Source organism: Marinobacter caseinilyticus (assembly GCF_011074955.1).
Taxonomy (GTDB): Bacteria; Pseudomonadota; Gammaproteobacteria; order Pseudomonadales; family Oleiphilaceae; genus Marinobacter; species Marinobacter caseinilyticus.
Genome location: NZ_WUQJ01000022.1, coordinates 62,072 through 78,809 on the forward strand (window position 1 = coordinate 62,072; position 16,738 = coordinate 78,809).

Below are 16,738 nucleotides of genomic sequence, written 5' to 3' on the forward strand. Positions count from 1 at the left end.
TGTTTTAAGAGTTTGTTTCACACACTGTTGCCGCTGGCGGATCAGAGCGTCCCTGTCAGGCCCCTTGGCTAAGACCACTTGCTGGCGGGAGGCTTGTAGCCTTCCATAGCCTGAATCAGACCCTCCGGGCTCGACTCCACCATCAACATGTTGGCATGGTCGGCTTTCAGGAAGCCGGCATCGGCCATTTTATCAATGAACGCCAGCAGGTGGTCGTAAAAACCAAAGGCGTTGTAGAGCGCACACGGTTTGTCATGATACCCCAATTGGGCCCAGGTCCAGGCTTCAAACAGCTCCTCCATGGTGCCCGGGCCACCCGGCAACGCGACAAAACCGTCCGCCATGGCCGCCATCGCCGCCTTGCGCTCGTGCATGTCCGCCACCACCTGCAGTTGCGTCAGGCCTGTGTGCCCCAGCTCGCGGTCCAGTAAGGATTCCGGGATCACTCCGTAAACCTTGCCACCACCAGCCAATACAGCATCGGCAATGGCACCCATCAGACCAACATGGCCACCGCCAAACACCAAATCAATGCCTTTGCCGGCCATGAACGCCCCCAAGTCGGCGGCCGATTGCGCATAACGTGCATTGTTACCCGGACTTGAGCCACAAAATACCGCCAGTTTCATTTCCTCTCCTCACCTTGGCTTGCCGTCACATTCCCACTCATCTCGACAACAAGCCCTGCATGGTCGCTCTGGAATCGGGTAACAAAACTCAGCACCAAAAGCCGATCAAGGCCGTCTGGCGACGACACCGCTGTGGGATAGGGCGCATTTTGTACCGGTAGCGGGCAAATTATAGAAGCCACCGCTCGCTGAGCAAGAACCCTGCGTTCACCCCTGAAGCGAGCCATCGGCGCGACCCGGTCTGTCGCGATTACCGCCCCCCCGACACGTCCACGAAAGTACCCGTCGAGTAGGATGCGTCCTCCGACGCCAACCATAGAATGGCGCGTGCGACTTCCTCGGCCAGGCCGCCCCGTTGCATGGGGATGGTGTGTTTCAGACGCTCGATGCGATTGGGTTCGCCGCCGCTGGCATGGATGTCGGTGTCAATGAGGCCGGGGCGAACGGCGTTGACCCGGATGCCTTCGCCGGCAACTTCTTTGGCCAGCCCTATCGTGAAGGTGTCGATGGCGCCCTTGGCGGCGGCGTAATCCACGTATTCGTTGGGTGCGCCAAGGCGAGCGGCAATCGAGGACAGGTTGATAATGACGCCGCCCTTACCGCCGTGTTTGGTCGACATGCGACGCACCGCCTCCCGTGCACAGATAAAACTGCCGGTGACATTGACCGCAAACACCCGGGCCAGACGCTCTGCGTTCATGTCGTCGACGCGCATCTGCGTTTCCAGGATACCGGCATTGTTGACCAGTGCCGTCACCGGACCCAGCCGGTTATCCACCTCCTCGAAAAGCCGGACGATATCGGTTTCCACCGCCACATCCGCCTGCATCGCTGTGGCCAGGCCGCCGGACCGGTTGATCTCATCGACAATGGCGTCGGCACTCTGTCGGTCAAGCCGGTAACTGACACAGACCTTGTAGCCGGCGGTCGCCGCCAGCCTGGCGGTTGCCGCGCCAATACCCCGGCTACCGCCGGTAATAATCATTACTTTATCCATCGTTTTGGCTCCGCATGTTACCTGCTCGATAGGCCTCTGCCTGCCATAACTGTAGAGTCTCCGTGGCACTGCGCAAGGTAGTTTTCAGGGAGTTCGGGAGCCGGCGCCCGGTCCGGCATCCGAAAGTCAGGGGCATACTCTCAGCAGCGGCCGACCCGGATGCCGTTCGTAAGGCTCACAGACAGCCGTGCGAACACGGTGGCAACCTCCGCTTTCGACTTCAACGCCGTGTCAGCCAGCGGCAAACTGGGGGCTACCCCTTGAGCAAACAGCCCGCGCTTGAACGTGCCTTAGGTGACGAATGTCACCAGGTAACCCTGTGATGGCCGCCGTAATGGTTTGTTGTTGCTTCCTTCAGATATGTGAAAGTTCGTCCTGTAAGTCGTTTTTCAGTTCTGACGGCGCCATTATCCAAATGGTTTTATCGGAACCCGGGAACACGCCAATATCCAGTCCATCCTTGCTTAAGCCGGGAATCCACTTTTTGAAAAATTCCGGCAGCGAGATACTTTTCGGAACCAGGCCGTCTGACCCTTTGGCGTAATCAACGGCAAAATCGGAATTAGGCCAAACCGGTAAATACTCGATATCCCCGTCTTCAGACACTATTTTGAGAAAACGATTCTCAGCATTGACCAGTATCCAAAATTCCCTGCCCTCAACCACTTGGCTCAAAAAATAGTCGAACCGTTCTTCACCGCTCCACCCGAGCACACTCGTTATTGGATCTTCACTCATATCGTTACTCGCTGGTTGATTTACTGATAACCGTAACGCGGCGCGCAGCCGTTTGCACGAACGCACTCGACGAGTTGGCGATTCAGCGTCGGTGGCGGCCAATGGCATAGACGCCTGCTGCCAGACCAAGCGCCACTATCGCAATAATATCCACAAAGACAACCCGGCGGACGGCTTCGTTGTAACCGCCGACAGACCAGGCGAGGGCGATGAAGGAAACGAGACTGATGAAGCCGGCAATGAATGCCATTGGCTGGAGTGCGGGCTTGAAGGCGGCGTACATCATGAAGAGACCCAGCAGCCCAAACAACACGGCCCGGTGGCGCATTAAAATCTCGAGATTGGGCTCATCCAGCGACATGCCATAAAGCGCGGCCAGACGCTCGGAACCGAGAACTCCGGACACGGGCAAGAGATGAATGACGGCAACGAGCACCAAGAGACCGGTGATGCACCTTTCCATGGTCCTGGACCTCCATGACGTTAACGGGAAGCACTTCGGTGTATTTCAATGCAATTGAACGACGCCTTCAAGCTCGCAGGGGTCACCGTTACCGGACATGACCCGCGCTCTGCGACTGCCTACCTGTTTTGGCCAGCGTCAGTCGGGTTATCCCGCCGTATTATAAGGTCAGGCGGTGTACCAGACTGGCGAAACTGGTCACGCCCTGCTCCACCTCGGCAATGCCGGACGTCACGGAAGAAATACACGCCTGGCCCTGCGCGGAAATAACGCTGACCTGTTCCATTTGCCGGTTAATTTCATCGATCAGGTCCGAGTTGGTGAAGGAACGGCAGAACAGAACTGCCCCAGTTTGCCCTCTGTGAATCAGTTGCCTAATTTTTGCTTGATATGATCGATCACAACACCGTGCTCGTGCTGTGGGCTGAACATCACAATGTCGGTCACTTCTTCGGCTCTGACACTGCACCCGGGCGGCCAGTAGAAAAGATCCCCCGCCTTCGATGTTTCCTCCGCGCCATCGGTATACAGTGCTGAGATTGCGCCGTTGACCACATAGCCCCAGTGCGGGCATTGGCAATTGTCACCTTTAAGCCCGTGCAACAATTCGCTGATGTCCGTGCCCGCACCGAAGGAAAAATACTCGGCACCCATTGTTTTGTAACCCGTCACATCACCGAAATCGCGTTGCTGCCTGGCAGTAGCGCCGGGTACATCCAACTGAACAGGAATGTCTTCTTTTGCAATACGCATCGTGCAACCCTCGGGTAAAAGCCGGATGGCTTGCCTTAGAGTCTAGTGCCATAACCGGATTGGCCGGCAAAACCGTATCGCCATTCACCCATACCACCCATACCACCCATTTGGATTCACGACCCTGCCTGTCGATTACGCCTGCCCGCCAATAGACCGGTTCCGGTTTCTTCCCTCACACACTGCAACTGGCCGCCCAGGCCCTGGCAACCAGAGGAATCTGGCCATTGGCCTGGATGGGCAATCGTTCTTTGAGACGCGCTCGCAGCTCATTCCTTTCAGGCGCGTCCAGGGACAGCACATAGGTAGGGGCCGGCCCCTGGCCGCCCAGAAAGGGCTGCCAAAAGTCATCAAAACTTTCGAAAATCGTGTCGATCTCAATCGCCTCGACCGTTGCCTGAGCGAGTCCCGCTTTTCGAAACAGTGTTTTCAAACCGGCATCGGTCGAATCGGAAAATCGTGTGCTCTCATGCAGATCCGAGGCCGCAGAATCCAGATAAACCACCGCATCCCAAAAATACTTTAGAAACTCCATCTTCCCGGGGTAATCCCAAATATAGGTGGCAACCGTTCCACCGGGACGGGTAACGCGACGCATCTCCCGAAGCGCTTTTTCCGGGTTTGGAATAAAGTTCAGTACCAGGCCGGAGACGGCGCAATCCACGGAATGGTCTGTCAAAGGCAACTCAAGCGCATTGCCGACGCGACACTGAGCTTGCGCCCCCAGCCTCTCCTGCGTCGACGCAACAAACGCCTTGGACTGATCAATGGCGATCACTCCAGACGGTTCCCGCTTTTGGAAAATGGCCTGACTCAAGGCCCCCGTACCACACCCGACATCCAGCCACGTTAACCCGCTTGAGGGGGGTAGCCCGTCAATGAAAGACTGAGCAACCAGGCGGCTCCACCTGCCCATGAAATATTCGTACGGATCACCAGATTCCCATGCGTCTTTCATGACCGATGTTTCCCTTGATCAGAGGTTCCCTGACGTTGCCCGAATATCAGGGCCCAAAGGGAGCGACCCTATTAGAAAACATAGCACAAGGCTGATCGGCCTGAGTGCGATCCGACCAAGATGTGATTAAGGATTGGCTAAATTTGTAGCCCGAGGGTGTGGCACGCTTCGCCCACAAACAGAACGACCTCAGCAATCTGCCTCATGGGGTTCCCGGTTGCTCCGGTTTGTCGGTCTGGCTACCGGTTTTCAGCGTCTGCCGTGACTGGTCTCAATGGCTCACCGTCCGCGCCCTGAAGCTGGTGATCGTACGCCGCCTGGAGGCCGGTTTCGTCTTCAACCTCTTCCTCCGGCCCATGGTCAATGTAGCGCGGGTACAGTGGCGACAACATTGCCACCAGTATGCCGATTGCGGAGAACGCGGCAAACGTATTGGCGTAGCCGAGTTCATTTACCAGTAGGCCGACGACGGGCGAGCCGGCCGCCTGCCCGAGCGAGATAGCCATGAAGGGCAATACCGGCCCCATCGACAGCCGGCCCGGCAACAGGCGGATGCCGGTCATCAGATACAGTCCCGTCAGACTCATATAGGCCAGCCCAAAGACCAGCGCGGAAAATACCGCGAGCACCAGTTGGCCGGGGCTGGCCGCAAGCAATGCCAGGCTCGTGGACAGCATCATCAGCATCAGCGCCTGCGTGATGGGCGGGTTGTTGCGATCGGCCAGATCGGCGACCACGGCACCGCCAAGGCCAGCCGTGCCAACCGCCAGCCACAGCCACCCGGTCGCGCCCGGCGACAGGTTGCCGAGAGTGACCACCAGATCGGGTGCGAAAATCCAGTACGCGGAGGAGACGAAGCCCATCACGAATGCGAACAGCGAGAGCCTGAACAGGCGCGCCCACTGCAAGGCACTGATCGGCGGCGGCGGTGCGGCGTTCGACGGCACGATCCGCGACACCGAGGGTATAAAGTACCAGGCGGCAACCACCCCGATGGCCGCCAGGACGGCAAAGGACAGGTACGCAAAACGCCAGGCGCCCGCCAGGAACAGCACCGCCGGGACGGCAACGGCGACACCAACGCTGGTGCCGGCGTTCATGACCGCGCTGACGCGCCCATGCACCGAGCGATTCACCAGAACCTGCATGGCGGCCGTGAGGGCCGGCATCATCAGGCCGGTGCAGATGCCACAGGCGAACACACCCACACCCAGCGATAGCGGGCCAGAGGCCTGGCTAATCACCGCCAGCCCCCCAACCCCGAAAGCACCGGACAGTACCGCCGTATTACGGGCACCGAGGCGATCGGCGGCATGCGGCGCAACCAGTGTGGCCAACAAGAAACTGATGAGCGGCAGTGCGCCGATAATGCCGATCACGTCCGGCGTTAGTTCCAGCTCGGCGCGGACAGGGGGTACAAACAGTCCAAAGGCGAAGCGTGCGAGCCCGTAACTGATCGCGACCAGCGCTGCACCAAAGAGCGCAAACCCTGTGCTCGAGAGAGACTTCATACCGCCTCCGCCAGACCCGTGTCGAGGAAACCGGCCGCCGGCGAACGTCTCGCACGCCAAACACCGGACACTGTCAGCCTAGGAGTTGTGCTGGCCGGATTCAAGCGGGCTCCCGATTATTCCGATGCGCGAGCGCCAAAGTGCTCACCGGCCACCTCCGTCCTTGCTGGCCGTCCTACTCGACTGTTGGGCGGCGTGGTGCGCCACCGCAAACGCCTTGCTCTCGTCGCCACCGTATTCCTTGTACGCATTATTGAATGCCTCAAGGAAAGCTTTCTTCTGGTGTGTTGTATATTTTTGGACCTGCGCTTTTGGCAGATCGTGGATCGATGTGTACGGCATGGCCGGTTTCCTCCTCGCCCCTGGGTGTGGCACCCCGGTGTCCCGACTAAAACACACCGGGACCCTGACAGGCTTGAAGCTTTTATCGGACATCCTCTGCGGACAGCAGGCTCGGACGCAAAAAGCGTAACCCTCACACAGAGCATGAAGAGCGTCTTCACCATGAATTTACTATCATCACAGGGGCTGCGCAGGGGCAATCGAAGGCGCTTACTTAGCGGCACCCGTGAAGCAGTGCAAAACGGGCCTCGGTTGCAAGGCCATGGGTCGGGGCGAACGGCCGCTATCGATTAAGTGGCGGGATCGTCCTCACCCTATGTGTCGGTTGACGTACCGCCTCCCGGCTCAGGCGCACGGAAGGCCTTTTTGAAGGTGAACGCCTCACTCGTTGGCCCCTGCTCTCGCAACTTGTCCAGCTTTTGGGAAGCTTCTTCAAGGGAAGGAATATGACCGGCGGGAACCCACCAAAGCACCATGTAAGCGGCCCCGGCTTTATGAAACCACTCTTGCTTGCGCCGCAGGATCTCAACGTGCGCCGTACGGTAGACGTAGTGGTGCAAGGCCTCTATCGAGTCCCATAGTGATAGGTTTGCGATCTGATCAGGGCCAAAGAAGTCGATCCCGGTGGCGTCTCCTTCCTCGGTTTGCAGGCGCCAGACAAATCCCGGAGCGTCATCCGCCAGCGCGTTGATTCTGTCCAGGTTGGCCACAAAGTCTGAGAGTTGAGGAGAGTCGATCGGAGCCAAGAGCCTGGCAAGGTTGAGTTGGGCGATATGGTGGTTGGTCACAGTTGCCTCCCTGAACACATTTAACGCCAAGCGCAGCGGCCAGCGATCGAGAGTCCCGCCCATGCGTGGTTTTGCACAGGCAGGGCGGGCCAAACAAGTTATGGGTGTCTCGTGCTTTTTGAGTGACCGTTTGACGGAGCCCGATTAAGCGTCTCTGACTATACGATGCATCACTTAATGATCATGCACGTTGCCGTCGCGGTGGCAAGTAGCTTGCCGCCCTGGCTTCTTAACGTACCTTCGGATATCCCTAATGACTTGGAGAGGTTAATGACCCGGCCCTCGGCTATTAACTCTTCGTTTTTAGGCACGGGTCGTATCATCTTAATATTGAGATCAATGGTGCCGTACCCAACCCCCGAACCCAGCAACGTATGAACCGCGCAGCCGGTTACCGAGTCGAGCACCGTTGCGGCAAAACCGCCATGAACGCCACCCAAAGGGTTAAGGTGCGAATCATCAGCCATTGCATGAAACACCACCTCTCCTTCGTCGACTTTAATCAGTGACATTGGAATGGTGGTCGTAATTGACGGAGGCGGCAATTCCCCAAGCACCATGGCCTGTAATATTTCCAACCCTGTCATTTCCTCAATTTTCATAGTTTCCTACCGGTCATGTGTAGACTGCTTTTGCCTGGAGGCGCCCAGGTAGCACAGCGAAATGGGCGCCCGGTGGAAGGCCGTAAAGCCCCGAGCGAACGACAACGCCTTGCCATATTACACGTACAGATCGTCGTCTCGACGATACGCGAAAAGGTAATCACCAACATACATTTGAGAGCAGTTTGGGCATTTGTAGAGCTGCTTCGGGTCGTTGATCAAGAGCAGGTGATACCCCAAAAAAACCAGCGTGACCAACGCGGCCAACGTATTTTGGAAAATGAAGCCGGATGCGCTGGCCGCCAAGAAACACAACAGTGAGATTTGGCTTTTCGTGTCCCCAGTCCACAGAAATGCACTGACAGGGTTACCGAATTGAGGCGCTGCATTCAGCCTGACGGTACCCGCTTTGGCCAACGTCAATGTACAACTCTTACACTTAGGCATCATCGGGATTCAACGGTTGGCATCCACGGCTACGTGAAGCACAGCTTACTGCATGCCGCTGTTATGTCGCTCCTGACTCGAGTGAGGTTGACCCGGGCATGAGTACGATTTTACCTACCACGCCTCCCTTCTCGAGCAACTCGTGCGCTTGTCTTGCCTCGGTAAGGGGAAATCGTCGCGCCACAAGTGGTTTGACCTTTCGCTGTTGCAGCAGATTGAGCAGAGAGGTCAAATCCTGCCTGAACCATTCTGGCTTGAGCCGTTTGAGTGTCTGAATACTGTAGGGAATAATCCGCTTTCGTCCAGGCAGCAGCCAACCACACATAATGTATAGCCCGAATATGGGGATGCCATGCAGACGATGTCGCCGACCAGTGCGACCGGAATCCAGCCCTACGTTACGTAGTGTGGTGGTTGTACCATAACCCACCACTTTACCACCACGACGCAGAGCCTGGCGGGATTGCCAGAGATGGGTGCCAGCGATTGGATCAAAGACAACATCCACACCCTCCGCAGTGAGACGGCGGATTTCCGCTATGACGTCCTGCTGCTTGTAATCAATCGGTGTCGCACCCAGTCCGGAAACAGCCGATGCTCCCTGCGAAGAGGAACAGGTTCCGTACATTTCCAGCCCGGCAAGTCGACCCAACTGCAGGAGCGCTGTGCCAACCCCCCCTGATGCCCCATGAATCAGCGCGCGCTGACCGGATGTAACATGAGCGGTACGATGCAGCATCTGGTACGCCGTGACATAGTTCAACACCATGCTGACGGCTTCGGCAGGGTCGAGATCAGATGGTAGTGGCACCAGCTCAGATTCAGGCAAGCAGACACACTCGGCATAAGCGCCATGGATTGGCATCGCGACTACCTTTTGTCCAGGTTCAACACTACCGACACCGTCACCAAGCCTGTCCACTACCCCAACCAGATCCCAACCCGGCGTGTAGGGCACGCGCGGTGTTTCTGGATGCACACCTTCGCGTGCCATAACATCGGGCATGCCAACTCCGGCTGCCAATACTTTAACGCGCACCTCGCCATGATCAGGTTCCGGGCATTCGTCTTGCACCACCCGAAGCACATCAGGTCCGCCATAACGGTTAACAATGATCCGTGTCTGTTTCATGGCCCAGCCCCTTCCTTTGGGTCAACCATACTTTTGCAGCATCACAAACGACAGGCACTCTGCCGGCTCCCACGGCCGAACGCCACGTACGGATGCGAACTGTTACAGCTTGGGCATGAGACCATGATCCACAGCGTCTCTCAGCCAACCTATACAGAAAGCTAACACAGCACACACCGCGCCTGCCTGGACGTAGATCAACAAGGCATCAGCAAAACCATGGAACTGGATGAAACCCGCAACCCCTGATTTTCCAATCACCTCCCCTGACTCACCAACTTCCCGGACAGGACCCACAGCGACCATCAGAAAATAGGCCCAGGGCAGGATCACGCCAACGATAAAACTTGTGAGGAGGTTTGATTTCACGCGACCAACTTTGCATTTGGTTTGGGGCCATGACGCCAATATTCAGCGGCGGTGCTTGCTCAGCAAATCCGCAAGATTAAGATCAATTTAAATTTGAACATACTGGTCCGAAAAAATCCGTCTGCCCCCTCTGGTTTTGGACATGCAAGAAGACTTCGGAGTTACTCACGGGTGATTCTTAACGCTGAAGGCAACGGCGCGTCTCACGCGTCCGCTGGCCTGATTTGTTAATAAAAAGAATGCAGGGCACCAACCTTAGACCACTCAACTTCTGTTCTGCGCTAGCGGATATTTTCCGTTAAATACTCGAGATGTTTTCTATCCGTGCCACAACAACCACCAAGCACTTTTATGCCGAAATCTCTATTTAAACCGGCCATCAATCTGCCCCACTCCTCGACGGATTCGGACCTCAATTCTTTGGAACCTTCTAGCTCATCATGGCTAAGAGAGGATGCGTTGGCCTGTATACCGATTAACCTTTCAAAGACTTTTCCAGACAAACTCGATGGGTTCAAAAATGACGGATAGGAACAGTTTATAAAATAGCCAAGTGGTTTAGTTGTGGTTGTGGTCCTGGCATCGACACATTCGATTGCCCTCTGAATGCTCGTTCCATCCAAGACCCTGCCATCAGAACCCATCACGAAACTTATGATGTAAGGCAACCCCGTGGCTTCCATTGCTTGAGAAATGCCAGCTGCCTCTTCGACTGAAGGCAACGTGACTGCAATTAAAAAATCAACTCCTGCGCTAGCTAACTCTTTGATCTGCCATGTATGGAACTTGCTTGCCTCATCCAGTGACAATCCTTCTTGAGGCAAATAGCAATCGTTTTTACAGCCAATCAAACCACCGATCTTAACGGGTACTTTCCTGGGCTCTTCGGCAACCAGTTCCTTGAGGAAATGTGCCGCCTCAACATTAATGCTCTGTGAGTAATTTGAAGCCTGCACTCTCTCTTTGTTTGCCCGCCAAGCAGGTGTACAAAGCAATATAGGTCGATCGGTAGTCTCGGCGATGCCTAAGTATTCATCGTATACGCTCCGCAACTCTGCTCTACCCTCGTCACTGTAGATCAAAGGGGCGTGAACTAAACTCTTGTCCAGCTCTATCCTCTTGCTGCGACGGAGTCTTTCGACAACAGCTGCCTCGGCTAGAATAAAGCGATGATTTTCTAGGAGCTCTCTCATTTGAAACTCTCGGGGAATTTAATTCGTTAACGCCAGAGCTCAGGGGCGCGAAGCGTCCCCTGAGCACTTTGTTAGTTGTTCTTGCTCTCAACGTGCTTCTTGAAGTTATTCAGGATACTGAGCCAGCCCTGCCTTTGCTGTTCCGCTGAGTTCTCAGCTTCCGCTTCGAAAGTTTCTATGACCTTAACGCCGTTTTGTGTTTCTATAAATTGCACCTCAACTTTACGATCATCTCCAAGCTTGGAGTGAATCGATTTGCAAGGGTTTATTTCAGTGAACTTCCCCTCAAAATCAAAACCCGCTGAACCATCTTTCGCTTCCATCCGGTAGTTGAAGCTGCCACCTGCCTCAAGCTCCAACTCTGCTCTCGGGCAACACCATTCTTCGATGGCAAAGTTCCAACGAGTAATATCCTCAGGCGTCACCCAAGCGTTCCAAACCGTATCCAGACGCGCATTTACTTCAGTTTCGATTGAAATTTTCATACTCACTCCTATCGGGGTCATAGCGGAAGCAATAAGGCCTTTGATCATAGCCTCACGAACTTGTCGAATAGGGCAAATGAAAATCGACACCGTTACAAGCCCTGAAGTCGGCACGCGTGGCAACTAAGGCCTTGGGTAAGCTGCCGCAGCGTAGTACCGGTGGAATTCCCCCACTTGTTATGACCGGTTGGGGCCGCCCATTATGATCTTGGCTAAAGTCACCAGTCCTGAACTGGTTAGGGCCAATGCCAGGAACCAGGTTGTCCATATGCCAAAAGCATACCCATAATCTAATTCGCACTTAGGCGCATCAGCGTTAACGCAAAACTCTCCCATCGCATTGTGCTGAAGACCTACATACAATATGTAGCATGTAGCTGGCAATTAGCGCCGACACAATTACACACACAATGATTGCTTTTTTCATGCCGCGCACCCTTGCTGTACCCATGGTTTTTCTTGCATGAGCTTTGCTACTCAGGCGCCATATTCATTAACTTTTTCTGTGCCGAGGAAATGGTATATTGTTGCTACTTTTCTTGATGTGGGATCTTTGACTCGAGCCGTTATGCGAGCCAGGAGGATGATGCCAAACTCAATATTATAAAAAGGGCATTCCAAGTTCTCTTTGGTGACACCCAGCTCCCGCCAATACTTGTAATGCAAATTCATCGGGAGAATTGTCTTCCGGTATGGATAGAACTTGTCATACCAGCCATGAGTGGTTTCCATGTACATGATGGCTCTCGCGAGGTTTGGTTAAGCTCATGCTTGATAGCAAGAGTCTGAATCAAACCACCTTGAGACTTGGCTCGCAATCTCCAGTTCATACAGCGGCTCTGCACCAACAGCTGATGGATTTTCCTCAATATTGAAAAACGCAGGAGAGTCTTTGATGATGCTTTCCTTCCTTGACTTACGATCCGATAAAACTGGATTTTTTTCACTTAGTTCTCCGAACTTTTCCATGTAGCCAAGCTAAGCGGCGGCCTGACAAGGCCGTCCGGTCGAGGCCCGTTTGGGCCGAAACAAACTTAAGCGACTTGTTATGGCTGGTAGTTGAATGGACGCAACAATAGATAAAACCATGTGCTCATCCACCTCAAAACACTTACCCGCCGAAATCTGTCCAATGTCTGGTATAGCTGCCTAGTTACTTCTTCAGGCGCATCGTTAATAGGAAAGATATCAATGCTATCGCCTGGAGTGCAGAGAACGAAGTCGTGATTTTTAAATTTAAATTCTGCCTGATAGTCATCGGTAAGAAGCCTAGACTTCTTCGAAAGAACTTCGACAGAAGCCTGGCTGCGCAAAAAGGCCAGTACGGAAGTTGGTGAATACTGATAGTCCTCGCCCATAGACAGGCGAAGATTGCCTTCATGTTCGTAGATACGAGCTTTACTCAAAGCTTACATCCGATAGCCATAACGCTCCAAACAACCGCCGCTATAAGTACCGGCGCTTATTGCGGTCGGCTGCTTTGGCTTTTTATGCACAACTATATTTTGCCCCGGTAAAGGTCTTCTACAGGGAATATCATCGTGTAATCATCCCAATTCAGATTTCCGTCAACTACGTCGAAGGTCAAAAATCCTTCCTCTGTCTTATACCGGTCGTAGTCCGGGTGTCCATTGGAGAAAATGAACGGAGCGAAATCAACAAGCTGTATGTGGCCGTCGCTGAACGTCAGTTCCAGGATATGAGACTTTACGTGCTTTACCTTTTTAATAGATAGCTCGGACATTCCGCACCTTTTGAGTGATGATCTTTGGGACAATAGGCTTCTTTTTCACAAAATAGTCTACCCACTGGTTGACGATGTCCTCCGCATAGGCGCGAACGAATTCCTCGAACTCCTTCCGCTTTTTAGTCTCCAGACCTGGACCTTTATCTTTAAGAGTAATTTTCTGGATGCGCCCATTCAAGAAGTGGATCTCCGCCTTGGTCTCTCTACCGCAGTGCTTTCCGTGCACATGTATCGGCTCATGTTCGTTGCTGTAGAAAAACAGAACTATTCCCAAGTACTCGTATAGTTTAGGCATTCTCGATCTCCTTATCGCCTAGGTGAATTATTGTTTCCTTGCATAACGCCCCCCATCACCGGTGGCAAAACCGGCGCGAAGCAGAGGTTTTGGCATCCGGTGCATGGCTTAGTTATGCAGCATGTAGCGGCTTGATCCGATCAACTTCTTTCTTGACCGACTGAGCCGCCGTCCAAAGATCAACAGATCGCTGCGCATTCAACCAAAATTCCGGAGAGTTACTAAACAAACGGGCAAGCCGAAGCGCCATTTCCGGACTGACAGCGCGGCGCTCGCGCAGTAATTCATTAACTGACTGGCGAGAGACACCCAGAGATTCAGCCAGCCCCGCAACCGTCAGGCCATAATCCGGCAGGAAGTCCTCTCTCAGCATTTCACCCGGATGAGTCGGCTTGCGTTGCATGCCGGCAGTGTTAGGAATAGCCATAATCATCACCTCACTCAGTGGTAGTCACACACTTCGACCTCATACGCATCGCCGTCTTCAAAACGAAAACAGATACGCCACTGATCATTTATTGAAATCGAGTGCTGCCCCTGCCTGTTTCCGGAAAGTGGGTGAAGGCGATTGCCGGGCGGCACCTTCAAGTCCTCCAACTGTCCGGCCAGATTCACGTATTCAAGTTTTCTGGCAGCTCTCGGTGCGACATCCGCAGGAAACTTTTTTGTCTTGCCTTTGGCGTACAGCTCTTGAGTTCGTTTGTCAGCGAAGGATTTGATCATGCGACAAAGTGTATTCTGTCACGTGACACGTGTCAATACGGCGGTTAGCAACTGCATAACATTTGTATATAAGTCTCCACGACCATTTTGCCCGCGACTCATATTTCCAAAAAGTAACGTTTAAAACTAGGCAGAAAATAGCTTTAGGTCAATGAGTTCCGGCGATATTGGTGAGTTCGGCACCTACAAAAGTGATTATTCCGACTACTATCCCCATATTTCTTTCTTTTTTTTCATTGCAAAACCGGGACAGAATTATTTAAGCAAGTTCGACAGGCCTAAAAATAAATCTGTCCCGGTTTCCGGGCACCGATGATTTTTTGGGGGCGAAAGCCAGGGGATAGCTCGGTGAGCTATCCGAACCCGAAAACCACAATACCATTGCTGACGGCCAAGCCGCCGGGCCTCTTGATGCAGAAAGCCTGGGTACTCGACAGATTGAAGGCAGATAGCGATCCTCAATTCGCGCAAGGCCGGTGGCGCACTCAGGGAAAGTTTGTTAGTTTTCGCATTGCAGGAAGCACCGCACATGAACAACACATATTCAAGGAAGAACTATGGCCTCATCAATCTACTACCCCAGAACTGTATTCTCCTCTCAGGAGCTCGCCAAAAACATCTGTCCTGCGGACATGACCTCCGAGGAATTTGAGCAAAAGTTTCTGTCTGCCAACGGGTTATCCGCTGGTAACAATTCCATCTGCCCACCCAACAGGCCAGTCGCCGTGCCGTCAGCTGATCAGGGTGAATCTGTAGGTCTGGGTCCGATAAGAGCCTGTACGTTTGAAGAACAACAGACGCTAGCGCACCTGAGTCGCTATGCCGGTGGCGCCGCCGTGATGGGACTGGCCGACCTGCTATGGGATACCAAAATCCCTAATGTCATTGGTGACCTGAACACGTTTGGTGGCAACGGCATGGGCGCCGCCGTCGCACAATCCAGCAAGGTGTTGGGCGCCATCAACAAATACGACCTTGCAAACAAGAACTATGAGGATATGAAGAATCACCGGGCGGCTCCCAGAATGGTGAACGCCGCAAAATTGCGAGCGCAAGCCACCTTCAAGGAAATGAACCAGATTCTCCATGCCAAGTCCTTGAACTACCTGAACAACAACACCTTCAGAATGCGCCAGACCACCAATGCGGCCGGTCGGACCGTGTGGGAGTCCATTCCTGTACGCGATATAGCGGATGTGCAAAAGCTCTCCAGGCTTGCCAAGGCTGGCCGTGTGGTCGGCCCCGGGTTTATCGTGCTCGATGGCTATTTGCGTGCCAACAGTGTTTACCATAGCCGGAATAACAACGATCCCAACTGGGAGCTGGACTTCCCCCAGTGTAGTGGACACGCATCGATAACTCCGAAGAGGGAGAAGAGCGATGCCTGCAATGAACACGGGGAAGAAGACGCAAAGGTATAGCGTTGAATTTAAGGTCAAAGCAGTGGAGTGGAGCTACCAGCCTCACCGTAGTGTAAAAGGGGTGGCCGAGGCGCTGGATATTCATCCCTTCATGCTGTCACGCTGGCGAAAGGAATACCGGGAAGGAAGGTTCGCCATGAAGCGGGTAAAGAAAGCGCCTGATGAAGCCAAAAAACTGATGAAGGAGAGGGATGAGATCAACCGTCTGAAACGCCGGATAACGGAGCTTCAGGAGGAAAATGACATCCTAAAAAAGTTTCAACGTTTTCAGGCCGAGGAACGACGGAAGCGTTCAGGTTCGTCTGGAAACACCGGGGACAGCACGGAGTAAAGGCGCTTTGTCGTCACCTGAGGATCTCGCGGTCTGGGTACTACGCCTGGGCAAAGCGGAAGCCCAGCCAGAGAGCTGCTGAGAATGCGGATTTGCTGTTGAAGGTCCGAAGGGTCTACAACGACAGCAAAAGCCGTTATGGCAGTCCACGGGTCTATCAGGCCCTTCGTCGAGAGGGTCTCGTTGTGGGTGAGAATCGAGTTGCGAAGATCATGCGGGAATGGGGGATGAAAGCCCGCGTTGCTCGTGTGTATCGCCGAATGAGGAAGCTCAGGGAAGACTTGAAAGCTCTGCCCAATCATCGACTGGAGGCCGACAAACCAGCCGCAGCTAACCAGCAATGGAGTAGCGACGTCACCTACATCAAGCTGGGTAAGAAATACGTGTTCCTGGCGGTCGTGCTAGATCTGTACTCACGGCGCATCATCAGTTGGCGACTCGGTGAGAATCTGAGCGCAGACTTTGCAAAGGCCACGCTCAGGGAGGCCTTCACAAGCCGGAAACCGGCCTCGGACTTATTGTTCCATACCGATCGTGGTATCGAATATCGTGCTCACAAGACGCAAGCTCTGCTGAATCAGTACCGGGTACGACACAGCATGAACCGACCTGGCCAATGCACGGACAATGCGGAGGTGGAGTCCTTCTTCAAGACGTTGAAGGGAGAATTACTACACGCGACCAGCTTCGTGACCATGCGGCAGTTACGGAAACATATAAATAACTATATTGAGCGCTTCTATAACAGCCAACGGCTGCACAGTAGTCTTGGTTACCGGACTCCGATAGAGTTCGAGGGAATCAACTGATGGGG

General features: G+C 54.0%; 22 protein-coding genes. 2 read left to right on the forward strand and 20 right to left on the reverse strand.

Annotated features, from left to right (window positions below):
• Window positions 1-68: 68 nt before the first annotated feature.
• The 20 genes from GRX64_RS11255 to GRX64_RS11345 all read right to left on the reverse strand — a co-directional run bounded on the left by GRX64_RS11255 (window position 69) and on the right by GRX64_RS11345 (window position 14,172).
• Entirely contained in the window at window positions 69-629 is a 561-nt protein-coding gene (locus GRX64_RS11255) for an LOG family protein (protein WP_166267215.1), read from the reverse strand.
• A 250-nt stretch (window positions 630-879) separates the two neighbouring features.
• Window positions 880-1,626 carry an SDR family oxidoreductase gene (locus tag GRX64_RS11260; protein WP_166267217.1) on the reverse strand — a complete coding sequence of 249 codons (747 nt, stop codon included), beginning with the start codon at window positions 1,624-1,626 and terminating at the stop codon, window positions 880-882.
• A 354-nt stretch (window positions 1,627-1,980) separates the two neighbouring features.
• Window positions 1,981-2,364, reverse strand: coding sequence for a DUF2750 domain-containing protein (locus GRX64_RS11265; RefSeq protein ID WP_166267219.1), 384 nt, complete (start codon window positions 2,362-2,364; stop codon window positions 1,981-1,983).
• Window positions 2,365-2,446: 82 nt separating this feature from the next.
• Complete coding sequence (locus tag GRX64_RS11270; protein ID WP_166267221.1) at window positions 2,447-2,827, reverse strand: phosphopantetheine adenylyltransferase; 381 nt, start codon at window positions 2,825-2,827, stop codon at window positions 2,447-2,449.
• Between the two features lie 160 nt (window positions 2,828-2,987).
• A complete protein-coding gene (locus GRX64_RS19740) occupies window positions 2,988-3,113 on the reverse strand; it encodes a hypothetical protein (protein WP_282433947.1) in 126 nt (41 codons plus the stop codon).
• An 80-nt stretch (window positions 3,114-3,193) separates the two neighbouring features.
• A complete protein-coding gene (locus GRX64_RS11275; protein WP_166267223.1) occupies window positions 3,194-3,580 on the reverse strand; it encodes a cupin domain-containing protein in 387 nt (128 codons plus the stop codon).
• Window positions 3,581-3,755: 175 nt separating this feature from the next.
• Window positions 3,756-4,538, reverse strand: coding sequence for a class I SAM-dependent methyltransferase (locus tag GRX64_RS11280; protein ID WP_166267224.1), 783 nt, complete (start codon window positions 4,536-4,538; stop codon window positions 3,756-3,758).
• Window positions 4,539-4,777: 239 nt separating this feature from the next.
• The gene (locus GRX64_RS11285) at window positions 4,778-6,049 is read right to left on the reverse strand and encodes an MFS transporter (protein WP_166267226.1); all 1,272 of its coding nucleotides are present in this window, start codon (window positions 6,047-6,049) and stop codon (window positions 4,778-4,780) included.
• 144 nt (window positions 6,050-6,193) lie between these two features.
• Window positions 6,194-6,391 (reverse strand): cation transport regulator, encoded by a 198-nt coding sequence (locus GRX64_RS11290; protein ID WP_166267228.1) that lies wholly within the window; start codon window positions 6,389-6,391, stop codon window positions 6,194-6,196.
• A 314-nt stretch (window positions 6,392-6,705) separates the two neighbouring features.
• Window positions 6,706-7,179, reverse strand: a complete 474-nt coding sequence (locus tag GRX64_RS11295; protein ID WP_166267230.1) for a DUF3291 domain-containing protein — start codon at window positions 7,177-7,179, stop codon at window positions 6,706-6,708.
• Between the two features lie 170 nt (window positions 7,180-7,349).
• The gene (locus tag GRX64_RS11300; protein ID WP_166267232.1) at window positions 7,350-7,781 is read right to left on the reverse strand and encodes a PaaI family thioesterase; all 432 of its coding nucleotides are present in this window, start codon (window positions 7,779-7,781) and stop codon (window positions 7,350-7,352) included.
• Between the two features lie 508 nt (window positions 7,782-8,289).
• Window positions 8,290-9,360 carry a medium chain dehydrogenase/reductase family protein gene (locus GRX64_RS11305; protein WP_166267234.1) on the reverse strand — a complete coding sequence of 357 codons (1,071 nt, stop codon included), beginning with the start codon at window positions 9,358-9,360 and terminating at the stop codon, window positions 8,290-8,292.
• A 650-nt stretch (window positions 9,361-10,010) separates the two neighbouring features.
• Complete coding sequence (locus GRX64_RS11310) at window positions 10,011-10,922, reverse strand: homocysteine S-methyltransferase family protein (RefSeq protein WP_166267236.1); 912 nt, start codon at window positions 10,920-10,922, stop codon at window positions 10,011-10,013.
• Between the two features lie 71 nt (window positions 10,923-10,993).
• A complete protein-coding gene (locus GRX64_RS11315) occupies window positions 10,994-11,407 on the reverse strand; it encodes an SRPBCC family protein (protein WP_166267238.1) in 414 nt (137 codons plus the stop codon).
• A gap of 477 nt (window positions 11,408-11,884) precedes the next feature.
• Entirely contained in the window at window positions 11,885-12,145 is a 261-nt protein-coding gene (locus GRX64_RS11320) for a hypothetical protein (RefSeq protein WP_166267240.1), read from the reverse strand.
• Window positions 12,146-12,453: 308 nt separating this feature from the next.
• Complete coding sequence (locus GRX64_RS11325) at window positions 12,454-12,813, reverse strand: hypothetical protein (protein ID WP_166267242.1); 360 nt, start codon at window positions 12,811-12,813, stop codon at window positions 12,454-12,456.
• Window positions 12,814-12,905: 92 nt separating this feature from the next.
• Complete coding sequence (locus GRX64_RS19790) at window positions 12,906-13,151, reverse strand: DUF2442 domain-containing protein (protein WP_166267244.1); 246 nt, start codon at window positions 13,149-13,151, stop codon at window positions 12,906-12,908.
• Window positions 13,132-13,449 (reverse strand): DUF4160 domain-containing protein, encoded by a 318-nt coding sequence (locus GRX64_RS11335; RefSeq protein WP_166267246.1) that lies wholly within the window; start codon window positions 13,447-13,449, stop codon window positions 13,132-13,134. The genes GRX64_RS19790 and GRX64_RS11335 overlap by 20 nt, the downstream gene beginning before the upstream one ends.
• A gap of 112 nt (window positions 13,450-13,561) precedes the next feature.
• Window positions 13,562-13,876: a HigA family addiction module antitoxin gene (locus GRX64_RS11340; protein ID WP_166267248.1), complete on the reverse strand. Its 315-nt coding sequence runs from the start codon at window positions 13,874-13,876 to the stop codon at window positions 13,562-13,564.
• 14 nt (window positions 13,877-13,890) lie between these two features.
• Window positions 13,891-14,172 carry a type II toxin-antitoxin system RelE/ParE family toxin gene (locus GRX64_RS11345; RefSeq protein WP_166267250.1) on the reverse strand — a complete coding sequence of 94 codons (282 nt, stop codon included), beginning with the start codon at window positions 14,170-14,172 and terminating at the stop codon, window positions 13,891-13,893.
• 557 nt (window positions 14,173-14,729) lie between these two features.
• Here GRX64_RS11345 and GRX64_RS11350 point away from each other — a divergent pair.
• Window positions 14,730-15,593: a hypothetical protein gene (locus GRX64_RS11350; protein ID WP_166267252.1), complete on the forward strand. Its 864-nt coding sequence runs from the start codon at window positions 14,730-14,732 to the stop codon at window positions 15,591-15,593.
• A protein-coding gene (locus tag GRX64_RS11355) for an IS3 family transposase (RefSeq protein WP_166267254.1) occupies window positions 15,553-16,733 on the forward strand; the annotation gives its coding sequence in 2 pieces (ribosomal slippage) (window positions 15,553-15,849 and window positions 15,852-16,733; 1,179 coding nt in all). The genes GRX64_RS11350 and GRX64_RS11355 overlap by 41 nt, the downstream gene beginning before the upstream one ends.
• Window positions 16,734-16,738 lie beyond the last annotated feature (5 nt).